The following is an 18519-nucleotide window of genomic DNA, read 5'->3' on the forward strand; positions in this document are numbered from 1 at the left end:
CCATGAGCGACGCCCCGCCGGTGACCTCGGACTTCTACGACCTCGAGGCGCTGCTGCCCGAGGACGAGCGTGCGCTCCTGCACCGGGTGCGGGCCTTCATGGACAAGAAGGTCGAGCCGGTCATCAACGAGTACTGGACCCGCGGCGAGTTCCCGCACGAGCTGATCCCGGGTCTGGCCGAGCTCGGCATCGCCGGCAACCCCTACTCCGGGTACGGCTGCCCGGGCCGGTCGTCGCTGTTCGACGGCATGGTGGCCATGGAGCTCTCCCGCGGGGACGCCTCGATCTCCACCTTCATGGGGGTGCACGGCGGGCTGGCCATGGGCTCGATCTACCTCTGCGGCTCCGAGGAGCAGAAGGAGCGCTGGCTGCCGGCGATGGCCCGCATGGAGCTGATCGGCGCCTTCGGGCTGACCGAGCCGGAGGCCGGCTCCGACATCGCGCGCGGCGCCCGGACGACGGCCCGCCGCGAGGGCGACACCTGGGTCCTCAACGGCGAGAAGAAGTGGATCGGCAACGCCAGCTTCGCCGACCTGATCATCATCTGGGCCAAGGACGAGGAGACCGACGACGTGCTCGGCTTCGTCGTCGAGAAGGGGACGCCGGGCTTCTCGACCGTCGACCTCAAGGACAAGATCGCGCTGCGGGTCGTGCAGAACGCGCTGATCACCCTCGAGGACGTCCGCGTGCCGGAGGAGAACCGGCTGCAGGAGGCGCGCAGCTTCCGCGACACGGCGAAGGTGCTGAAGATGACCCGCGCCGGCGTCGCGTGGTCGTCGGTCGGCTGCTCGCGCGGCGCCTACGAGCACGCGCTGCGCTACGCCACCGACCGCGAGCAGTTCGGTCAGCAGATCGCCGAGTTCCAGCTCGTGCAGGACCTGCTGGTGCGGATGCTGGGCAACATCACCGCCTCCGCGGCCATGTGCGCGCGGCTCTCCCAGCTCCAGGACGAGGGCACGATGAGCGACGAGCAGGCCTCGCTGGCCAAGGCGTTCTGCACCATGCGGATGCGCGAGACGGTCGGCTACGCCCGCGAGCTGATGGGCGGCAACGGCATCCTGCTGGAGAACCACGTGGGACGGTTCGCCGCCGACGCCGAGGCGATCTACTCCTACGAGGGCACCCGCGAGGTCAACACGCTGATCGTCGGGCGAGCGGTCACGGGGACGAGCGCGATCACCTGAGCGGGAGCGTTCCGCTTCTCCTGCCGGACCGCGCCGGGTGTGTTTCAGTGGCCTGAGTCACATCCAGCGCCACGCAGGAGGCCCTCATGACGTCGTCGGCGACCGACCGGGAGACCGCGGAGAGCGCGGCCGAGGGGGCGCTCGGCCTGGACATGGTCCTGGTCGACGCCGCCCGCGGCCCGCTGCGCCGGATGGTGCCACCGGCGAGCACCGCCCTGCGGTTCGGCGCGGCCCTGGCCCGCCAGCCGGGCACGGTGGCGCGGCGGACCGGAGAGCTGGCCCGCGAACTCGGCCTGATCACCGTCGGCCGGTCCGAACTCGCCCCGGGCCGCAAGGACAAGCGGTTCGCCGACCCGGCCTGGACGGGGAACCCGCTGCTGCGCCGGGCGATGCAGACCCACCTCGCCGCCGCGCGCGCGACCTGGGAGCTGATCGAGGACGCCGACCTCGACTGGCAGGACGACGAGCGGATCCGGTTCACCGCGACGAACCTGGTCGACGCCCTGGCGCCGTCCAACGTGCCGGTGCTCAATCCGCTGGGCTGGAAGGCGCTGATCGACACCGGCGGCAGGAACGTCGTCCAGGGCCTCCGGCGGATGGCCACGGACCTGGCCGCACCGCCCCGCGTGCCCTCGATGGTCGAGCCCGACGCGTTCAGCGTCGGCGAGGACCTCGCGGTGACACCGGGCGTCGTCGTGTTCCGCACCGAGGTGTTCGAGCTGATCCGCTACCACCCCACGACGGAGACCGTCCGCGAGGTGCCGCTGGTGATCGTGCCGCCGACGATCAACAAGTACTACATCACCGACCTCGCCCCCGGCCGCAGCATCGTCGAGCACTACGTGGCCGCGGGCCACCAGGTCTTCATGATCTCCTGGCGCAACCCCGACGAACGGCACGCCGAATGGGGCCTGGACACCTACGGTCAGGCCCTCCTCGACGCGATGGACGCCGTCGAGCAGGCGTCGGGCAGCGAGCGGGTGGCCCTCCAGGCGTTCTGCTCCGGCGGGATCATCACCGCGATGGTGCTGGCCCACCTGGCCGCGCAGGGCCGGCAGGACCGGGTGAGCGCGGCCAGCTTCGCCGTCACGGTGCTGGACTGGTCGCGCGCGGGCACCGTCTCGGCGCTGATGGACGAGGAGTCGGTGCGGGCGGCGACGGAGAAGTCGCGGCAGAAGGGCTACCTCGACGGCGCACAGCTGGCCGAGGTGTTCGCCTGGCTGCGCCCCAACGACCTGATCTGGAACTACTGGGTGAACAACTACCTGCAGGGCAAGCCGCCGCCGAACTTCGACATCCTGTTCTGGAACGCCGACACGACCCGGATGAGCGCGGGCCTGCACCACGACTTCATCGACGTCGCCCTCGGCAACCAGCTCACCGAGGCCGGCGGCGCGACGATGCTCGGCACGCCCGTGGACCTGTCGACGGTGACCGTCGACACCTACGTCACTGCGGGTATCGCCGACCACCTCTGCCCGTGGCAGGCCTGCTACCGCAGCACCCAGCTGCTGGGCGGCGAGAGCCGGTTCATCCTCTCGACCAGCGGCCACATCGCGTCGCTGGTGAACCCGCCGGGCAACCCGAAGTCCACCTTCCAGGTCGCCGACTCCACCCCGCCGGACCCGGAGGAGTGGCTGGCCGCCGCCCGCACGGAGAAGGGCTCCTGGTGGCCGGACTTCACCACCTGGCTGGACGAGCGCACCGGCGAGCACGTCCCGGCTCCGACCGATCTCGGCGGCGGGCTGGAGGTCCTCGGCGACGCTCCGGGCACCTATGTCTTCGACAAGTAGCGGCGAGCGCGTCCGCTCGGTCACCGCCGGGGGCCGCACGCTGCGGACATCGGTCCGGCCGGGCACCGACGACGACGTCCCGCCGCTGCTGCTCATGAACGGGATCGGCGCCAGCCTCGAGGTGCTCCAGCCGTTCGTCGACGCGCTGGACGGCCGGCGGACGGTCATCCGGTTCGACGTGCCGGGCGTGGGCGGCTCCCCGCCACCCGTCGTCCCCTACAACCTGGCCACCTTCGCACCGGTCGTGACGGGGATGCTCGACCGGCTCGGATACGGCGGGGCGGTCGACGTGCTGGGCCTCTCCTGGGGCGGGGGGCTGGCCCAGCACTTCGCCGTCCAGCACCGGCGCCGCTGCCGGCGGCTGGTGCTGGCCGCCACCGCCACGGGCGCGCTCATGGTGCCCGCGCACCCCCGCGTGCTGGGGCGCATGCTGACCCCCCGCCGGCACCGGGACCCGGAGTACGCGCGGCGCATCGCGGGAGAGATCTACGGCGGCTCGATGCGCGCCGAGCCCGAGCGGGCGGCGCGGGCGCTGCACGCCGCCACCCGCCTGGGCCCGCGCCGCGGGTACTACTTCCAGCTCGCCGCCAGCACCGGCTGGAGCAGCCTGCCGTTCCTCTCGCTGATCCGGCAGCCCACCCTGGTGCTGGCCGGGGACGACGACCCGATCGTGCCGGTGGTCAACGCCCGCCTCATGTCCCGGCTGCTGCCGCACGCCCGGCTGCACGTCTACGGCGGCGGCCACATCGCCCTGGTCACCGAGGCCCCCGAGCTCGCGCCCGTGGTGGAGGACTTCCTGGACGGCTGAGGCGGCTGCTCACTGGGCGTCCCACCAGGACGCCGCCGCCTCGGCCGGGGTGCGGCCGTCGAGCTCCACCGCCCGGTTGAGCTCGATCACCTGCTCGGTCGTCAGCCGGGCGCTCGCCTCCTCCAGCGCCCGGCGCAACGGCTCGCCCCAGCGCTCGGCGGCCTCGGCGCCGACCATCGGGACGACGTTCTCCCGGGGCTGCAGGGCCCGGTCGTCCTCGAGCAGCGTCACCGGCGCGACGGCCAGCCGGGCGTCGGTCGTCTCGAGCATGCCGACGTCGACCTGCCCCGACAGCAGCGCCTCGAGCGTCGCACCACGGGTGGGCATGCTCAGCACCGCGCCGAACCGCAGGTCGTAGACCCGCTCCAGGCCGAGCAGGCAGAAGGGCCGGGCGGGGCACTCGGGTGGGCCGCCGAAGGCCAGCTCCGGTGCGAGCGGTGCGAGGTCGGAGAGCGTGCGGACGCCGTGCTCGGCGGCGAAGGAGCGGGTGACGACGAAGCCGTTCTGGTCCTCGGCCGTCGACGGCGCGAGGACGTCGACGCCGCGGCCGCCCATGGTCCGCACGAGCACCGCGTGCATCTCCTCGGGCGCGACCGGCGGACGGGCGAACTCCGGCCGGGCGAAGGCCAGCGCCGTCCCCAGGTAGTCGACGACGACGTCGACGACGCCCTGCTGCAGCGCCGGGGAGACGACCTCCCGGGTGCCGATGCCGTGCTGGACGGACACCGGCAGCCCGCGGCGGCGGGCCGCCTCGGCGTAGACCTCGACCAGGATCTGGTTCTCCGCGAAGTCGTACGAGGCGAACCGGACGGTGGGGGCCGGCCCCGGGGCTCCCTCGGCCGGGCCGCCGCCGCAGCCGGCGAGCGCGAGCAGCAGCGCGAGCAGGACCGCCGCCCGTGCCCGCACCGCGTCACCTCCGCCCCGCGCGTCCGGTCACCGTAGAACGGTCCCGGGGCGAAAGGGGATGGTCGCGGCGCGGCTCGGAGGGCACCATTCCCCGGCATGGCGTCCGTGCCGCAGGCACTGCCTCCGAGGGCCACGGCGGGCCCGACCGTGCGGCCGGGACCGCCGGCCATCGCGCGCGTCCGCCGCCGGCGCCGCCCCTCGGGCGAGCCTCCCGCACTGCCCCGGCAACTGCGCGCCTCCGGCAAGTGGTGGCTCGGGCTCAGCGCCGCGGTCGTTCTCGCCTGGGCGGTCGTCGTCGCCACCGGGACCATCCGCTACTTCGACGTCGCCGACACCCGGGTCCTCCAGGCGTTCGCCGAGCTGCGCTCGCCGGTGGGCGTCGACGTCGCGCAGGTGGCCGGCCTGCTCGCCACCGAGCGGGCCCTGCACGTCATGTGGCTGGCCAACCTGGTGCTCCTCGTGGCGTTCCGTCGCTGGCGGCACCTGTTCGTCTGGTTCGGCGTCGTCCTGGTCGTGGTCAACGTGGCCGCGGTCATGGCGACGACGCTGCAGCGGCCGCGCCCGTTCGAGGTCGAGCTGCTGGGCAGGTGGTCGGGGTTCTCGATGCCCTCGCTGCCCATGACCGTGCTCGCCGCATTCCTGGTCAGCACCGTCTACGCGCTGGTCCCGCCCGGCCGCAAGCGGACGATCGGCAAGTGGGTGGTCTGCGGGCTGCTCGTGCTCACCGCGCTGTCGCGGCTGTACCTGGCCCAGGACCACCCCTCCGGCATCGTCGCCGGCGTGGTGCTCGGGGTGGCCGGGCCGCTGGCCGCCTTCCGGCTGCTCACACCCAACTCCGTCTACCCGGTGCGCTACAGCCGGGGGCGGCCCGCGCACCTCGACGTCTCCGGGGAGCGCGGCGACGCGATCGTCCGTGCGCTCCAGGACCAGCTCGGCCTGCTCGCCACCGACGTGACGCCCTTCGGCCTGGCCGGCTCCGGCGGCTCGACCCCGCTGAAGATCACCGTGAAGGCCCACTCCTCGTCGGCAGCCCAGGAGAGCTGCGTGTTCGGCAAGCTCTACGCGATCACCCACGTCCGCTCCGACCGCTGGTACAAGCTCGGCCGCACCCTGCTGTACGGCCGGCTCGAGGACGAGAAGCCCTTCCACACCGTCCGGCGGCTGGTGCAGTACGAGGACTACATCCTCCGGCTGTTCTGGGAGGCGTCGCTGCCGGTGCCGCATCCGCTGGGCATCGTGGAGATCACCCCGGAGCGGGAGTACCTGCTGGTCACCGAGTTCATCGCGGGCGCGCAGGAGGTCGGGGACGCCGAGATCGACGACGAGATCATCGACCAGGGGCTGGCCGCGGTCCGCCGGATGTGGGACATCGGCATGGCCCACCGCGACATCAAGCCGGCCAACCTGCTGGTGCGCGACGGCGAACTGTTCCTCATCGACTCCGCCTTCGCCGAGGTGCGGCCCAGCCCGTGGCGGCAGGCGGTCGACCTGGCCAACATGATGCTCGTCCTGGCCCTGCGCACCGACGCCGCACGGGTCTACGCCCGCGCCCGACGGCAGTTCAGCGACGAGGAGATCGCCGAGGCCTTCGCCGCGACCCGCGGGCTGACGATGCCCACCCAGCTGCGCCGGATGCTGCGCCAGCAGGGCCGCGACCTGCACGGCGACTTCCTGCGGCTGCTGCCCTTCCGCCTACCCCCGGTGCACATCCAGCGGTGGACGTGGCGCCGGTTCGGGCTCACCGCCGTCACCGTCGCCGCGGCCGCCGTCGCCGCCGTCGTCACCGTCGGCCTGCTGGGTTCGCCGCTGTGAGCCGCCGCCAGGGCGCGCTGGTCGCGCTCCTCGCGCCGCTGCTGCTCGCCGGGTGCGTCCGGCCGGTGGTCCTGGACTCCGAGGTGGTCGCCTGCCGGGAGGGCGACGAGGGCACGCCCGCCAACGGCGTGGTCCTGCTCGCCCAGTCCGTGCCGACGGCGACCTGGGTGCCCTGCCTGGAGGTCATCCCGCTGGGCTGGGACGTCTCCGGACTGGAGGCGACCGACGAGGAGGCCCGGTTCTGGCTGGACTCCGACCGCGACGGCGTGCGCGCCGTGGAGATCCGCCTCGACGAGTCCTGCGACACCGGGGGCGCCACCCGGATCCCCAGCGACCGCGAGGCGATGCAGCGCTGGGAACGGGTCGCCCAGGTGACGCCGGAGTACGTGGGCACCCGCTACTACGTCTTCGAGGGCGGCTGCATCAGCGTGCTGTTCCGGCTCTCCGGCGAGAACCGGGCCGAGCCGCTCGGCTTCGCCACCCAGGGCATCGGCACCGTCCCCCGGGACGCGGTCCGGGCCGCCGTCCGCGAGCAGACCGACGACCGGCTGGAGCTCGACCCGTGACCGCGGGCGGGCGGCCGGCCCTGCCGCGCGGCCGGCGACTGCTGGGCGGGGTGCTGTCCGTCGCACTGGTGACGGGGGTCTTCGCCTGGTTCCTGCCCCAGTTCACCAGCCTGTCCGACGTCTGGTCGTCGGTGCGCGGGATGACCTGGGGAGAGCTGACCGTGCTCTCCCTCGCGGCGGCCTGGAACCTCGCCACCTACCAGTTCGTCATGGTCTCGACCACGCCCGGGCTGCGGCTCCGCCAGGCGCTGGTCTCCACCCAGGCGACGACGGCGGTCTCCAACACGGTGCTGGGCGGCGCCGCGATCTCGCTCGGCCTCACCTACGCGATGAACTCGTCGTGGGGCTTCTCCCGCTCCCGCACCTCGGTGTCGCTGCTGGTGTCGGGGCTGTGGAACAACTTCGCCAAGCTCGGCCTGCCGGTGCTCGCGCTCGCCCTCCTCGCGCTGAGCTCACCCCCGTCCGCCGCGCGGATCGGCGCCGGCCTGGTCGGGCTGGCCGGGCTGGTGGTCGCCGTCGTCCTGCTCGGCGGGCTGCTGCGCAGCCGCGAGGGCGCCGAGCGCATCGGCACGACCGCCGGCCGGATCGCCTCGGCGCTGCGCCGGCCCTTCGGCCGCGGGCCGGTGACCGGCTGGGAGCGGGCGACGACGAAGTTCCGCGAGCGGACGGCGCTGCTGCTGCGGGCCCGCTGGCACTGGATCACGCTCGCCACGCTGGTCAGCCACCTCTCGCTGTTCCTCGTGCTGCTGCTCGCCCTGCGGTTCGTCGGGGTGGACGGGGACCAGGTGAGCGGGGTCGAGGTGCTGGCGGTGTTCGCGTTCGCCCGGCTGCTCACCGCCGTCCCGTTCACGCCCGGTGGGCTGGGGGTCATCGAGCTGGCGCTGATCACCGGCCTCGCGGCCGCCGGCGGGCCCCGGGCGCTGGTCGCCGCCGCCGTGCTGGTCTTCCGCACGCTGACCTACGTGCTGCCGATCCCGATCGGCATCGGCGCCTACCTGTTCTGGCGGCACAACCGTTCGTGGCGGCGGGAGCCCAACACCGCGCCGCGCACCGAACTGGTGCCCGAATCGGTGTGAGCCGGCCGGTCACTCCTCCCGACGGACGACGACGGCCGCGCCCCACGCCTCGGGCTCCAGCCCGCGGGCGGCGAGCACCTCGGCCAGCGCCCGGTTCATCGCCATCTGCACGGCGCCGTCGGCGGCGGTGCCGTGCACCTGGTCCACGCTCATCCGGTCGTGCTGGCGCCACGCGACGACGACGCCGTCGAGCTCCGGCGTCGGCGTGAGGCAGGCACCGCCGAGCGCGCCGCTCCCGCCCGCGGCGTCGTGCAGCGGGAGCCCGGCCTCGCCCAGCGCGGCGGTCACCTCGACCAGGAGCGTCGTCAGCGGGTCCTCCTCCGCGAGGAGGGGACGCCAGTCCTCGGGCAGCCGGTCGAGCTGCGCCGTCAGGTGGTCCAGCCACGCCCACTCCTGGGGCGACGGGCGCCGGCGGAGCGACCCGTCGGCGCGGCGGATCCCGTAGGCCGGCCGCGCGGCCGCTCCGTCCGCCAGGGCCGCGGCCGACCAGCCCGCCTCGGCGCGCTCGGGGAAGGGGCCGGCGAGCACCTGGCCGGGCTCGTCCTCGCTGCCGCCGACCAGCCACCAACCCTCGACGCCGGTGTCGGCGACGACTCCACTGCCGGGCAGACCACCCAGAACACTCATCGTTGCTGTCCATCCATCCATGGAGAACCTGCCCCGGGGGAAGAGGGGCGGGCACCGCGTCGCCGGCCGTGGCGTCGCGATGCCAGAAAGGTAGGCGGCGGGAGCGCGTCCGTCAGCCCTGCCGACGCGCGTGGGAAGCCGTGTGGCCGGATCGTTGCGCGAGCCGCCGGCAGAGCCGGTCACCCGCCGCCGCGGGCGACCACTTGTCGACAGGAACGTGCCGTCCCGAGCGTGCGGGGGGCCTGGACCACCGCGGTCATGCCGGGACACGCCGTCGCGGTGGCGTGTCCGCGCAGCTCAGACGGAACCGGCGGCCTCGGTCCTGCGGAGCAGGGCCCCGGCCTCGGGAGCACCCATCGGGCGGTAGAGCAGGAAGCCCTGCGCCTGGTCGCAGTCCTGGGCCTTGAGCCGGGCCAGCTGCGCGGGCTCCTCGACGCCCTCCGCGACGACGGTCAGCCCGAAGGTGTGCGCCGCCCGGATCATCAGCGCCACGAGCTCCCGGTGGGCGGGCTCGGTGGACGCCACGAAGCTGCGGTCGATCTTGAGCGTGTCGACCGGCATGTTCCGCAGCTGGCCGATGGAGGTGTAGCCGGTGCCGAAGTCGTCGATGGCGATGCTGACGCCCAGGGCCCGCAGCTCGGTGAGGTGGTCGTAGGCGAGCGGGTCGTCGACCAGCACCGTCTCGGTGACCTCGAGCGTCAGGAGGCGGGCGGGGAGCCCGGAGGCGGCCAGCGCGTCGGCGACGTCGGTGATCACCCGCGGGTCGGCCAGGTGGCGGCCGGAGATGTTCACCGCGATCGTGGGGTCGGGGTCCCCCGGCCCCGCCGGGGACTCCGCCCGCCACTGCGCCAGTTGCTGCGTGGCCGCGTGCAGCATCCACCGGTCGACGTCGCCGATCAGGCGCGAGCCCTCGGCCACCGGGATGAACTCGTCGGGGGGCACGAGCCCGATGCCGGGCCGCTCCCAGCGGATGAGGGCCTCGTAGCCGATGATCCGGTCGGAGGCGACGTCGATGACCGGCTGGTAGGCCACCTGCATCTCGCCGTTGACCAGACCGGCGGCGATGGCCGCCTCGAGCTCGGCGCGCTGCTGGAGCTGCCGGCGCAGCGTCTCGTCGAACACCTCGGCGCGGCCGCGGCCGGAGGCCTTGGCGCGGTAGGCGGCGGTGTCGGCCTCCGCGAACAGCGCGTCGGCGTCCGTGCTGCCGTCCCGGCTGATCGCCACGCCGATGCTGGCGCCGATGCGGACGCGGCCGCGGCCGACGCCGATCGGCTCGCTCACCGATGCGATGAGGCGGTGGGCCAGCTCGAGCAGGTCGTGCTCGGTGTGCACGGGCTCCACGAGGACGACGAACTCGTCGCCACCGAGGCGGCAGACGACGTCCCCGGGTCGGACGGCGGCCCTGAGCCGGCGGGCGACCTCGCGGAGCACCTCGTCGCCCGCGGCGTGGCCGTGACCGTCGTTGACCGCCTTGAAGCCGTCGAGGTCGACGAAGAGCAGGCCGGTCATCTCACCGGAGCGCCGGCCGCGGTGCAGTGCGGCGGTCACGAGCGTGACGGCCTGGGCGCGGTTGGGCAGCTCGGTGAGCGCGTCGTGCGTCGCCTGGTGGGCGAGGGCGAACTGCAGCTCCTCGCGCTGGCGGACCGAGTGCACGATCTCCCGCACCGAGGCGTGCACGACCTCGCCGAGCGGTCCGGGGAGCGGCTGGTCGAGCAGGGCGTTGTCCAGGTCGCCGCGGGCGACGGCCTGGGCCTGGTCCTGGATGCGGCGCAGCCCGGCGACGGCGGAGCCGAGGGCGGCCGAGACGGTGCGGACCTCGCGGGGTCCGTCCACCTCCACCTCCACCAGCGAGCCCTGGCTGATCTGGGTGGCCTGACCCGCCAGGAGGCGGAGCGCCCGGGCCACGCGGCGCCCGAGGACCAGGGCACCGACCAGCGAGGCGGCGAGGAGGCCCGCACCGAGGCCGAGGATGCCGCGCAGCTGGTTGTTCGCGTGCTGCCGGTCCGCGGACACCAGCTCCTGCGCGTTCCCGATCGCGCTGTCCACGAGCTCGCCGAGCAGCGCGCTGCGCTCCTGGGTCGCGAGGATCAGGGTGACCACCGATGCGACGGACACCGGCGTGCCGCTGTCCACGCCGGCGAGCAGGCGGTCGACCGTGGTGGCCGGCTCGGAGTCCTGCACGTCCCGCCAGGCCGACCGCAGGGCGGGCTGGGAGAGCGACTCCATCTGGCGCTCGGCGTCGGTGAAGTCCAGCCCGGCGGTCTGCCAGGCGGTGCGCGAGCCGATCATGCTGTCGTCGCCGGCGAACATGGCCCCGAGGAACAGCGGCAGCTGCCGGCTCGCGGCCTGGGTGAGACGGGCGATGGTCTGCACGTCCTGGAGGGCCCGGAGAGTGGCCCTCGGGATGCCTTCCGCGGTGGCGGTCGCGGCGGCCGCCTGCTGAGCGGTCATGAGGTCGTTAGACACTGCCAGGAAGCGGAGGTAGACGTCCTCGATGTCCCCGGTGTCGGTCCCGGAGCGCAGGACGGCCAGGTCCGCGGCGGACCGCTCGGCCGCCGCCCACCCCACCGATCCGTACGGCACGTCGGCGAGCGCCTGGTCGGTGACGGCGCGGGCCCGTGCGGCGTCGCCGGCCGCGGTCTGCGCCTGGCTCTGCACCAGTTCCGGGGGCAGGTTCAGCACGGCGAGGGTCTGCGGGTCCGCGAGGAGGCGCAGCGACAGGACGGGGATCAGCTCCTGCTCCGCACCGCGGCGAGCGGCGTCGAGGACGGCGAAGGTGCGCATGGCGTCCTCGGCGCGCTCGGCGCTGGACGCCTCGGCGGCCCGCGCCTGGGCAGCGGCGGTGGCGAGGACGACCACACCGATCAGCGGCAGCATCACGAGCGCCGTCAGGTACCGCCACAGCGGCGCACCGCGGCGGCGGCGCTGCTTCGTCACCCGGGAGAATCGCACAGTTCCGTATCGGCGCCGCCGGGATCCTCTTGAGAACGCCGAGCACCCCGGACGAGGGGGGCGGGCGGTCGAGGGCGGGGCGCCGGCGGCTGGCAGGCAACTGCCAGCTCCGCCCACCGGGAACTGTCAGACCCCTCCGCGACGCTCGGGGCATACCGCCGGACCGAGGAGAGTTGAGATCGACATGCCCGCCCGCCCCGACCGCTCCAGCGCCGCCCACCCCACCGTCACGGGCCCGCGCCTGCCCGGGCGGCTGCGCATCCGCCGCGAACTCGTCCTGCCGCCGAAGCCCGCCATCCCCCGGGGCTGACCGACCTCACGGCACGGCGGCCCGCGGGGTCGCCGTACGGCCCGGGCTCGTCGGGGTCGGGAACGACCGGTCTCCGAACAGGATGCGGCGGGCCACCGCCCGCCCCGACGGCGTCCGGAGCAGCGGGAAGGCAGCCGCGGCGACAGCGGGCGTGCGCACGCGGGCCAGCCCCCGGCGCAGCAGTACCCGCCCCCGGAAGCCGGCCCGGAGCGCGACGCCGTCATAGCGGGCCAACAACGCGCGGTCACCGGACCGCAGCGCCTCGTCGAGCACGGCGGCGGCGTGCTCCGAGAGCCGGAGGCAGGGATCGAGGCCGCCGGCGGTCAGCGGTGAGACCGCACCCGCCGCGTCGCCCACGAGCAGCCCGTCGGGGCAGCTGATCCGGCGCAGCAGGCCACCCACGGGGATCGGCCCCCCGCGCCGGTCGACCTCGTCCGGACGCTCGACCCCGGACAGCCCGGGCGCCGCGGCACGGAAGCGTCGCAGGGCGGCCACCATGCCGTCGGGGAAGCGGTCGGCGTAGCCGGCGACACCGACGTGGGCGTGCCGTCCGTCGTTGACGACCCACGCCAGGTAGCCGGGCGCGATCGAGGGGTCGAGGACGCAGTGGAACGCCGGCGGCCCGGCGCCGCCAACCACCGGGAAGACCTCCTCGGCCCCGACCAGCAGCTGCCGGTTCCGGTCCAGGGCGAGATCGCGGGCCACCCTCGACCGCGCGCCGTCGGCACCCACGAGGAACCGGGTCCGCACGGACGTGGGCCCGCCCGGGCCGGTCAGCATGGCGGAGCTGAGCCCGCGGCCGGTGTAGCGCGTGCCCAGCACGACGCGCACGCCGGACTCCGCCGCCGCACGGGCCGCGGCCAGGTACAGCGCCGCCATGTCGCCGACCCGGTACTCGTCCCGCGGGCTGTCCAGGGTCACCGGCCGCGCCAGTCCCGGGGGGTAGAGGACCACCCGCCGGATCGGCGGCCCGAGGGACCCGTCCGGCAACCGGAAGTCGTCGAGCGTCTTGCGGACGAAGATCCCGGTGGTGCGGATGGCCGTGGTGAGGTCGGTCCTCCGGTCGACCAGCATCACCTCGTGTCCCCGGCGGGCGAGCAGCGTGGCCGCGTGCAGTCCGGCCAGCCCGGCGCCCACCACCAGGACGACGGTCTCCGGGACGCTGCTCATCGCTGGCCCTGGGGTGCGGGGTGGGCCGCGACCTCGTCGTCCGGCACCCACTCCAGCAGGTCGCCGGGCTGGCAGTCGAGCACCCGGCACATGGCCTCCAGCGTGCTGAAGCGCACCGCCTTGGCCCGGCCGTTCTTCAGCACGGCCACGTTCGCCGGGGTGAGCCCGACCCGCTCGGCGAATTCCCCGACGCTCATCTTGCGCCGGGCCAGCTCCACGTCGATGCGCACGACGATGGGCATCAGATGACCGCTTCCATGTCGGTCCGCAGCGCCGTTGCCTGCCTGAGCAGGGCGCGCATGACCACCATCAGCAGACCGAGCACGGCGCCGACGAGGAGCAGTAGCAGCAGAAGCGCGGGGAGGACGGCGTCGTCGCTGACCTCGTCGATGATGAAGTAGTAGGAGCAGACGAAGGTCGCGACGAGCATCAGCCAGCCGGCGACCACCGCCCGGACGATGCCGTTCACCCAGCGCAGGGCGCCGTCGCTGAAGATCCGGTCGTCGGTGACCAGCGTGAGCAGCTGCCAGGTGCAGACGACGACGGCCTGGACGCACGCGAGCCCGACCACGGCCGCGACGAACATGACCGCGCGCATGGCGGACCTCTCCAGCGACGGCTCGGAGATGTCCGGCAAGACGGCCGGGACCGCCCAGACCTGCGCGGCCAGCAGGGCGGCGAGGGCGATGACCAGCAGTATCCGGAGGGGCAGCACCACGTGGCGCAAGTGCGTCATGCAGTCGACTGTCGAGGACTTTCTATCGAAAGTCAATCGATAGGAAGCGGTCAGCGATGCGTGTCGCTCTGCGAGGCAGGTCTACCTCGAGTTCTGCTGCCGCTTGGCGACGACGACGAGCGCGATCAGCACGAGGACCAGGGGCGCCCATCCCGGCAGCCCGAAGGGGCCCAGCACGAGCTCGGCGACGAACAGCAGCAGCTGGAAGGCGACGAAGATGCCGACGAACAGCACCACCAGGAAGAGGATCGGACTCTCCGACTGCAGGCGACGCATGAAGTTCATCGGTTCTCCTCGGTCGTGCCGTGGCGGTGCGAACAGCACCCCCCCTCCCAGCATCGGCCGCCGGCGCCCGACGTGAACCCGGGAACCGACGCCGATCACTGCCGATGCTGGGGGCCGGCGGATCCGCGGCCCGGCCGGGCCCCCGCGCTCGGCTCGGCACGCCCTACGTTGAGCGGGTACCGGCCCAGCAGGAGGACCCGATGACGTACCGCACCGTGCACCCCGGCACCAGCACGGCATCGTGACCGAGCCGAACGAGATCAGCGTCCTGGAAGCCGCTCGGCTCCTCGACGTGTCGAAGGGGTCCGCCACCAAGCTGCTCAGCACCGGCTTGCTGGGTGGCGCGCCGGCTCGCGGGAGCCGGCGCATGGCCTCGGTCGACGCCGTCCGCGAGCTGCAGCAGCGGCCAGAAGTCGCGCCCGGGGCTCCCCCGGCCTTCGTCGTGCGGATCGGTGAGCCGAAGTACACGTCGGAGGCATGGCGGGACGGGGCAGGCTGGGCGGTGGCGTGGTCCCCGACAGCGCAGGCCAACGGCGTGCGGGGCGACTGGATCGTCGAGCCCGAAGCCGTCCTGGAGGCCGGGGTCCTGGTCGCCGTCGTCGGCAACTTCGTGGCCGCGGCCTACGCCGTGACCGGCCTGGAGACCCAGTACCTGGACGAGGTCAGCGGCCGGCAACGGTCGCGGTTCCTCGTCGCCGACGACGAGGAGCTGACGGCGCCCTTCGTGGGTCACCGCTGGACGCTGGGTCCGGGGTGGACCACCGCGGTGATCCGGGCCGAGCGATAACTCGGACGTGGGCCCCGTGGGGATCGAACCCACAACCCGCGGATTAAAAGTTCCCAAGAGACGCTCTTCTGATCAGCGCATTCTCCGCGGAACTGTGTCTTGACCAGCAGAAATACCGTTTGCTGCGTTCGGTCGACGTTGGTCGCGGACGGCCCTTCTGTGGGCGTCTTGTGGGCGCGGTGTGGGCGGCTGTCGGGCGAAGTGCCCCCACTGATCCGCACGCCGCCGGTGAACCATCCGCGTGGTGGTGAGCGCCGTAGGCTCGCGGCACCCACCCCCGCCTGGGCGACGGAGCGTCGACGCTGGCGGCCGAGTCTCAGCCCCGTCGTCGGAGGCTCGGGGAGGGCCGCCCGTTCAGCGCGATATGCCCCGCCCCGGGGCGCGGTGCGGCGAGATGTATTGAAGATCCTCGGGCCGCGGGCGGCGGACACCCGGTTCGGAGGCGGTCAGCAGCGGGGCGGCCGATCCGTGTGGGTTCGGGTCGGCGTCCTGGTGTGCACGCCAGGTGACCCGCTCCTGGGCGAGGCGGTCGACCGGCTGGGCGAGAAGAGCCGGCTCGGCCGTCAGACGCGCAACGCGGGCGCCGACGGCGGCCAGTTCTGCTCGGGCGGCGGTGATGGCCCGGTCGGTGTCGGACAGTCGCTCCGCCGGGTCGAGGGTTCGGGCGAGAGGTCCGAAGCGGGCGAGCCGGTCCTCGTGCTGACGGCGGGCGTCGGCCAGCGCGGCCCCGGCGTGCCGGTGGGTCTCCTGGGCGGTGGCTGCGGTCTCGCGCAACTGAGCGTGCTCCGGATGGGCGTGTTCGGCGTGGTGGCGGGCGTAGGAGTCGAAGGCAGTCCACAGCCGCGGTCGGTCGTCGGACCGGTCAGCCAGGCGCGCGAGCTGCTGCGGGTCGGTGGGCATGGCCGGCAGGTAGGGCCGCCAGGCGTCCGCCCAGTCGACCAGCTGCTCGCCGGCCCGGTTCACCGCCGCCCGCCGCAGCCGGAGCCGGCCGGGACCATCGAGCACGACCTGCGCGGCGTCACGGGCGGCGTCACGCCCAGTGTCCCAGCTGCCGAGCAGCGTGTCGCGGATCCGGTCGGTCTCGGCGGTGACGACCGCGCCGCTGGCGTCGGCCCGCGCCGTCGCGTGGCGGGCGTCGATCCCTGTCTGCCGATACGCATCTGTGAGCGCGGCGGCCCGGTCGGCGTGGGCGGACTCGAGCGCGACGATCTCGCGCAGCGCGTCCCGGCGCGGCAGGTCGTGGGCGAGCCGGTCGAGGCAGCGTTGCTCGGCCGTCCACGCAGAGTGCAGGTCGGCGAGCGTCTGCTCCAGCGGGCGGGGAGTGGCGTACCGGGCGGCCTCGGCGGCGGCGAGCTGGGCGGCGTGGGCGGGGCCGAGGTCTGCGCGGTCGCGGGCGAACACGGCGATCCATTGTCCCCGCGCCTGGTCGGCGTCGGTGGCGACGAGGTGGGCGGTGTTCGCCGTTCGGCCGCGGGTCATCCCGACATAGCAGGAGGAGGCGCCGGTCCGCTCGCCGACCACCACGTGCGCGGCGGTGACGGTGTCGCCCTGCACGCCGTACGCGGTGGAGGCGTAGGCGAGCTCGACGTGCTCGGTGACGTAGTCCGCGGGCAGTACGCGGGTCCCTGGGCCGGCCGGGGTGACACCGCCGGACCCGTTCCCGGGGACGGTGCCGGTGGGGGTGACAGCAGGGGTGACGAGCAGCCCGCCGCGGCGGCCGACCGCGGTGACCACCCAGGTGTCGCGGTTGGCGACGTCGGGGTGACGGTCGTTGCGCCGGGTGGCGATCCGGTCCCCGGCGCCGATCCGCTCCCCGGCGCCGGTGACGGCCACCGTTCGGTCATCGACCCGGCCGGCGACGGCCAGCCGTTCCCGGATGGCGGTGTTGAGTTCGGCGGCCTGGTCGCGGGTGTCCACCACCACGGCCACCGGTCGGCCTGCGGCATAAGACTCGGCGGCGGTGGCGGCCAGCGCGTCGCGCAGCGCGGCGGCGTCGGGGAACAGCCGGATCTGGCCGCGGGCGAGGAGGGCGTCGAAGACGGCGCCGAGGTCCTCGCCGGTGCGCATGGCCAGGGTCAGCTCGGCGTAGCCGGTGTCGCGTGTTGTGCGGCCTTCCTCGTCGGTTCGGGTGAAGCGGTGCACGGAGTCGAGTGTCAGGTGCGCCCCGGGGTCGGCCTGGCCGATGGCGAGGTCTAGGACGCCGCCGCGGCCGACCGCGGACAGCTGGTGCCGGTCGCCGAGCAGCGCCACCCGGACCCGGCACTCGTCGGCGACGGTGAGCAGGGCGCGGGCGGTGTCCTGATCGAGCATCCCGGCCTCATCGACCAGCAGCAGGTCCCCGGGCCGTAGCTGTGCGGCCTCGTTCGGCCCGGCGTACACACGGCCGGTCGCCGGGTCGACCTGGCCGGCGGTGAGCCGGGTCCAACGCCCTTCGTCGTTCCAGCGCCAGCCGTGCTGGAAGGCCAGGGATGCCGCCGACCCGGCGGCCGTCCCCACCTCGCAGGCGGCCACCTTGGCTGCCTTGCGGGTGGGGGTGACCACCACGAGCCGGCGATGTTGTGCCTCGAGCAGGTCGCGGGTGGCGGACAGGGTGGTGGTCTTGCCCGCCCCGGCGGCGCCCTCGACCACCACCAGGGGCCGGTCGCCGGCGAGCGCGGCGACCGCCGCGGCTTGGCCGGCATCCAGCCGGCCGGCGGCGGCCACGCGCTCGACCGGCAGTGCCGGGACGGTGTCCGGCACGCCGCGCGCAGTGCGGGCGGCGAGCCGGGTGGTCAGGTCGGCTTCGACGTCGAGGACCGGCTGGGAGGTCCACGCGCGGATGTGCTCGGGCACCCCGTCGCGGTCCAGCAACGGCACGCACCGGTCCATCGCGCGGGCGGTGAGGTCTTCGGCCAGCTCGATGCGCACCCCGGCGTCGGCGACGACGCCTGCGGCGGCGATCAGCCGCTCGGCCTCGCCCCGGATGTCGGCGGCGTTCCACGCCGACCGCCCGGCCGCGAGCCGGGCCAGCGCGCGCTGCACCAGTTCGTCTCGATCGAGGGCCCCGATCGGGGTGGGGGCCAGGTCGACCGGCTTTCCCGGGTCGCGGTAGCCGAGGGCGGACAGCTCGGCCCGCCAGCGTTCCTCCAGCCCGACCCCGGGCTGGGCAGTGATCTTGTCCGGGCGGCCGTCGGCCCACGCCCGGACGTCCCAGGCTCGGCGCAGCACCGGCCCGGGGGATTCGCCGGGGTGCGCTGCGGTCCATTCCCGTTCGTAGCGGTCCACATTCCGGGCGATCTGGGCGTGCCGGGCGCTGAACGGACCCGTGTACTCGGCGAGCTCCAGTATTTCTCCCGTAGCGCCCTTCCGGTAGCCGTGCGCGGCGAAGGCGGCGTTCAATTCCGGGTCACACGCCATCGCGGCGTGCCCGATCCCGTTGATCGCGCCCAAGAAGTCGCGGACGCCGACGGTGTGCAAGCCGCGCCATTTCCCCGCGGCGAATACCCGGGACAGGAACTGCAGGTGCAG

At 74.0% G+C, this 18519-nt stretch carries 16 protein-coding genes; 8 read left to right on the forward strand and 8 right to left on the reverse strand.

Annotated elements, in window-relative coordinates; translation table 11 throughout:
- The first annotated feature begins 2 nt into the window (after positions 1-2).
- The 3 genes from CRP29_RS09825 to phaZ all read left to right on the forward strand — a co-directional run bounded on the left by CRP29_RS09825 (position 3) and on the right by phaZ (position 3785).
- The gene (locus tag CRP29_RS09825; protein ID WP_097194800.1) at positions 3-1184 is read left to right on the forward strand and encodes an acyl-CoA dehydrogenase family protein; all 1182 of its coding nucleotides are present in this window, start codon (positions 3-5) and stop codon (positions 1182-1184) included.
- Between the two features lie 86 nt (positions 1185-1270).
- Positions 1271-2977, forward strand: coding sequence for a PHA/PHB synthase family protein (locus CRP29_RS09830; protein WP_097194801.1), 1707 nt, complete (start codon positions 1271-1273; stop codon positions 2975-2977).
- The gene (gene phaZ / locus CRP29_RS09835; RefSeq protein WP_097194802.1) at positions 2961-3785 is read left to right on the forward strand and encodes a poly(3-hydroxyalkanoate) depolymerase; all 825 of its coding nucleotides are present in this window, start codon (positions 2961-2963) and stop codon (positions 3783-3785) included. The genes CRP29_RS09830 and phaZ overlap by 17 nt, the downstream gene beginning before the upstream one ends.
- 9 nt (positions 3786-3794) lie before the next feature.
- Here phaZ and CRP29_RS09840 read toward each other — a convergent pair whose 3' ends face one another.
- Complete coding sequence (locus CRP29_RS09840) at positions 3795-4691, reverse strand: ABC transporter substrate-binding protein (protein WP_097194803.1); 897 nt, start codon at positions 4689-4691, stop codon at positions 3795-3797.
- Between the two features lie 96 nt (positions 4692-4787).
- On the opposite strand from CRP29_RS09840, the gene CRP29_RS09845 reads away from it, so the two are divergent.
- From CRP29_RS09845 to CRP29_RS09855, 3 genes are read left to right on the forward strand one after another with little or no spacing between them, the layout of a single operon-like run.
- The gene (locus CRP29_RS09845) at positions 4788-6503 is read left to right on the forward strand and encodes a phosphatase PAP2 family protein (RefSeq protein WP_097194804.1); all 1716 of its coding nucleotides are present in this window, start codon (positions 4788-4790) and stop codon (positions 6501-6503) included.
- Positions 6500-7069, forward strand: a complete 570-nt coding sequence (locus CRP29_RS09850) for a hypothetical protein (protein WP_245852690.1) — start codon at positions 6500-6502, stop codon at positions 7067-7069. Before CRP29_RS09845 ends, CRP29_RS09850 begins: the two co-directional genes overlap by 4 nt.
- A complete protein-coding gene (locus tag CRP29_RS09855) occupies positions 7066-8145 on the forward strand; it encodes a lysylphosphatidylglycerol synthase transmembrane domain-containing protein (RefSeq protein ID WP_097194805.1) in 1080 nt (359 codons plus the stop codon). Before CRP29_RS09850 ends, CRP29_RS09855 begins: the two co-directional genes overlap by 4 nt.
- 9 nt (positions 8146-8154) lie before the next feature.
- Here CRP29_RS09855 and CRP29_RS09860 read toward each other — a convergent pair whose 3' ends face one another.
- Together CRP29_RS09860 and CRP29_RS09865 are read right to left on the reverse strand one after the other, a co-directional pair.
- On the reverse strand, positions 8155-8772 hold the full coding sequence (locus tag CRP29_RS09860) for a hypothetical protein (protein ID WP_097194806.1): 618 nt from the start codon (positions 8770-8772) through the stop codon (positions 8155-8157).
- A 297-nt stretch (positions 8773-9069) separates the two neighbouring features.
- Complete coding sequence (locus CRP29_RS09865; protein ID WP_141437098.1) at positions 9070-11709, reverse strand: putative bifunctional diguanylate cyclase/phosphodiesterase; 2640 nt, start codon at positions 11707-11709, stop codon at positions 9070-9072.
- A gap of 199 nt (positions 11710-11908) precedes the next feature.
- Between CRP29_RS09865 and CRP29_RS23555 the strand changes: the two genes are divergently transcribed.
- Positions 11909-12034 carry a hypothetical protein gene (locus CRP29_RS23555; RefSeq protein ID WP_281256792.1) on the forward strand — a complete coding sequence of 42 codons (126 nt, stop codon included), beginning with the start codon at positions 11909-11911 and terminating at the stop codon, positions 12032-12034.
- A 6-nt stretch (positions 12035-12040) separates the two neighbouring features.
- Here the strand turns inward: CRP29_RS23555 and CRP29_RS09870 are convergent, their stop codons facing one another.
- The 4 genes from CRP29_RS09870 to CRP29_RS09885 form a co-directional block, all read right to left on the reverse strand.
- The gene (locus CRP29_RS09870; protein WP_097194808.1) at positions 12041-13204 is read right to left on the reverse strand and encodes an NAD(P)/FAD-dependent oxidoreductase; all 1164 of its coding nucleotides are present in this window, start codon (positions 13202-13204) and stop codon (positions 12041-12043) included.
- Entirely contained in the window at positions 13201-13446 is a 246-nt protein-coding gene (locus CRP29_RS09875) for a helix-turn-helix domain-containing protein (RefSeq protein ID WP_097194809.1), read from the reverse strand. Before CRP29_RS09875 ends, CRP29_RS09870 begins: the two co-directional genes overlap by 4 nt.
- Positions 13446-13940, reverse strand: a complete 495-nt coding sequence (locus CRP29_RS09880; RefSeq protein ID WP_097194810.1) for a DUF2975 domain-containing protein — start codon at positions 13938-13940, stop codon at positions 13446-13448. Before CRP29_RS09880 ends, CRP29_RS09875 begins: the two co-directional genes overlap by 1 nt.
- Before the next feature lie 81 nt (positions 13941-14021).
- On the reverse strand, positions 14022-14225 hold the full coding sequence (locus tag CRP29_RS09885) for a hypothetical protein (protein WP_097194811.1): 204 nt from the start codon (positions 14223-14225) through the stop codon (positions 14022-14024).
- A gap of 241 nt (positions 14226-14466) precedes the next feature.
- On the opposite strand from CRP29_RS09885, the gene CRP29_RS09890 reads away from it, so the two are divergent.
- Positions 14467-15012 (forward strand): hypothetical protein, encoded by a 546-nt coding sequence (locus CRP29_RS09890; RefSeq protein WP_097194812.1) that lies wholly within the window; start codon positions 14467-14469, stop codon positions 15010-15012.
- A gap of 354 nt (positions 15013-15366) precedes the next feature.
- Here CRP29_RS09890 and CRP29_RS09895 read toward each other — a convergent pair.
- The coding region (locus tag CRP29_RS09895) for an AAA family ATPase (RefSeq protein WP_097194924.1) at positions 15367-18519 on the reverse strand (3153 nt) is incomplete at its 5' end.

The sequence above is a fragment of the Blastococcus aggregatus genome, assembly GCF_900221005.1.
GTDB classification, from domain to species: Bacteria; Actinomycetota; Actinomycetes; order Mycobacteriales; family Geodermatophilaceae; genus Blastococcus; species Blastococcus aggregatus.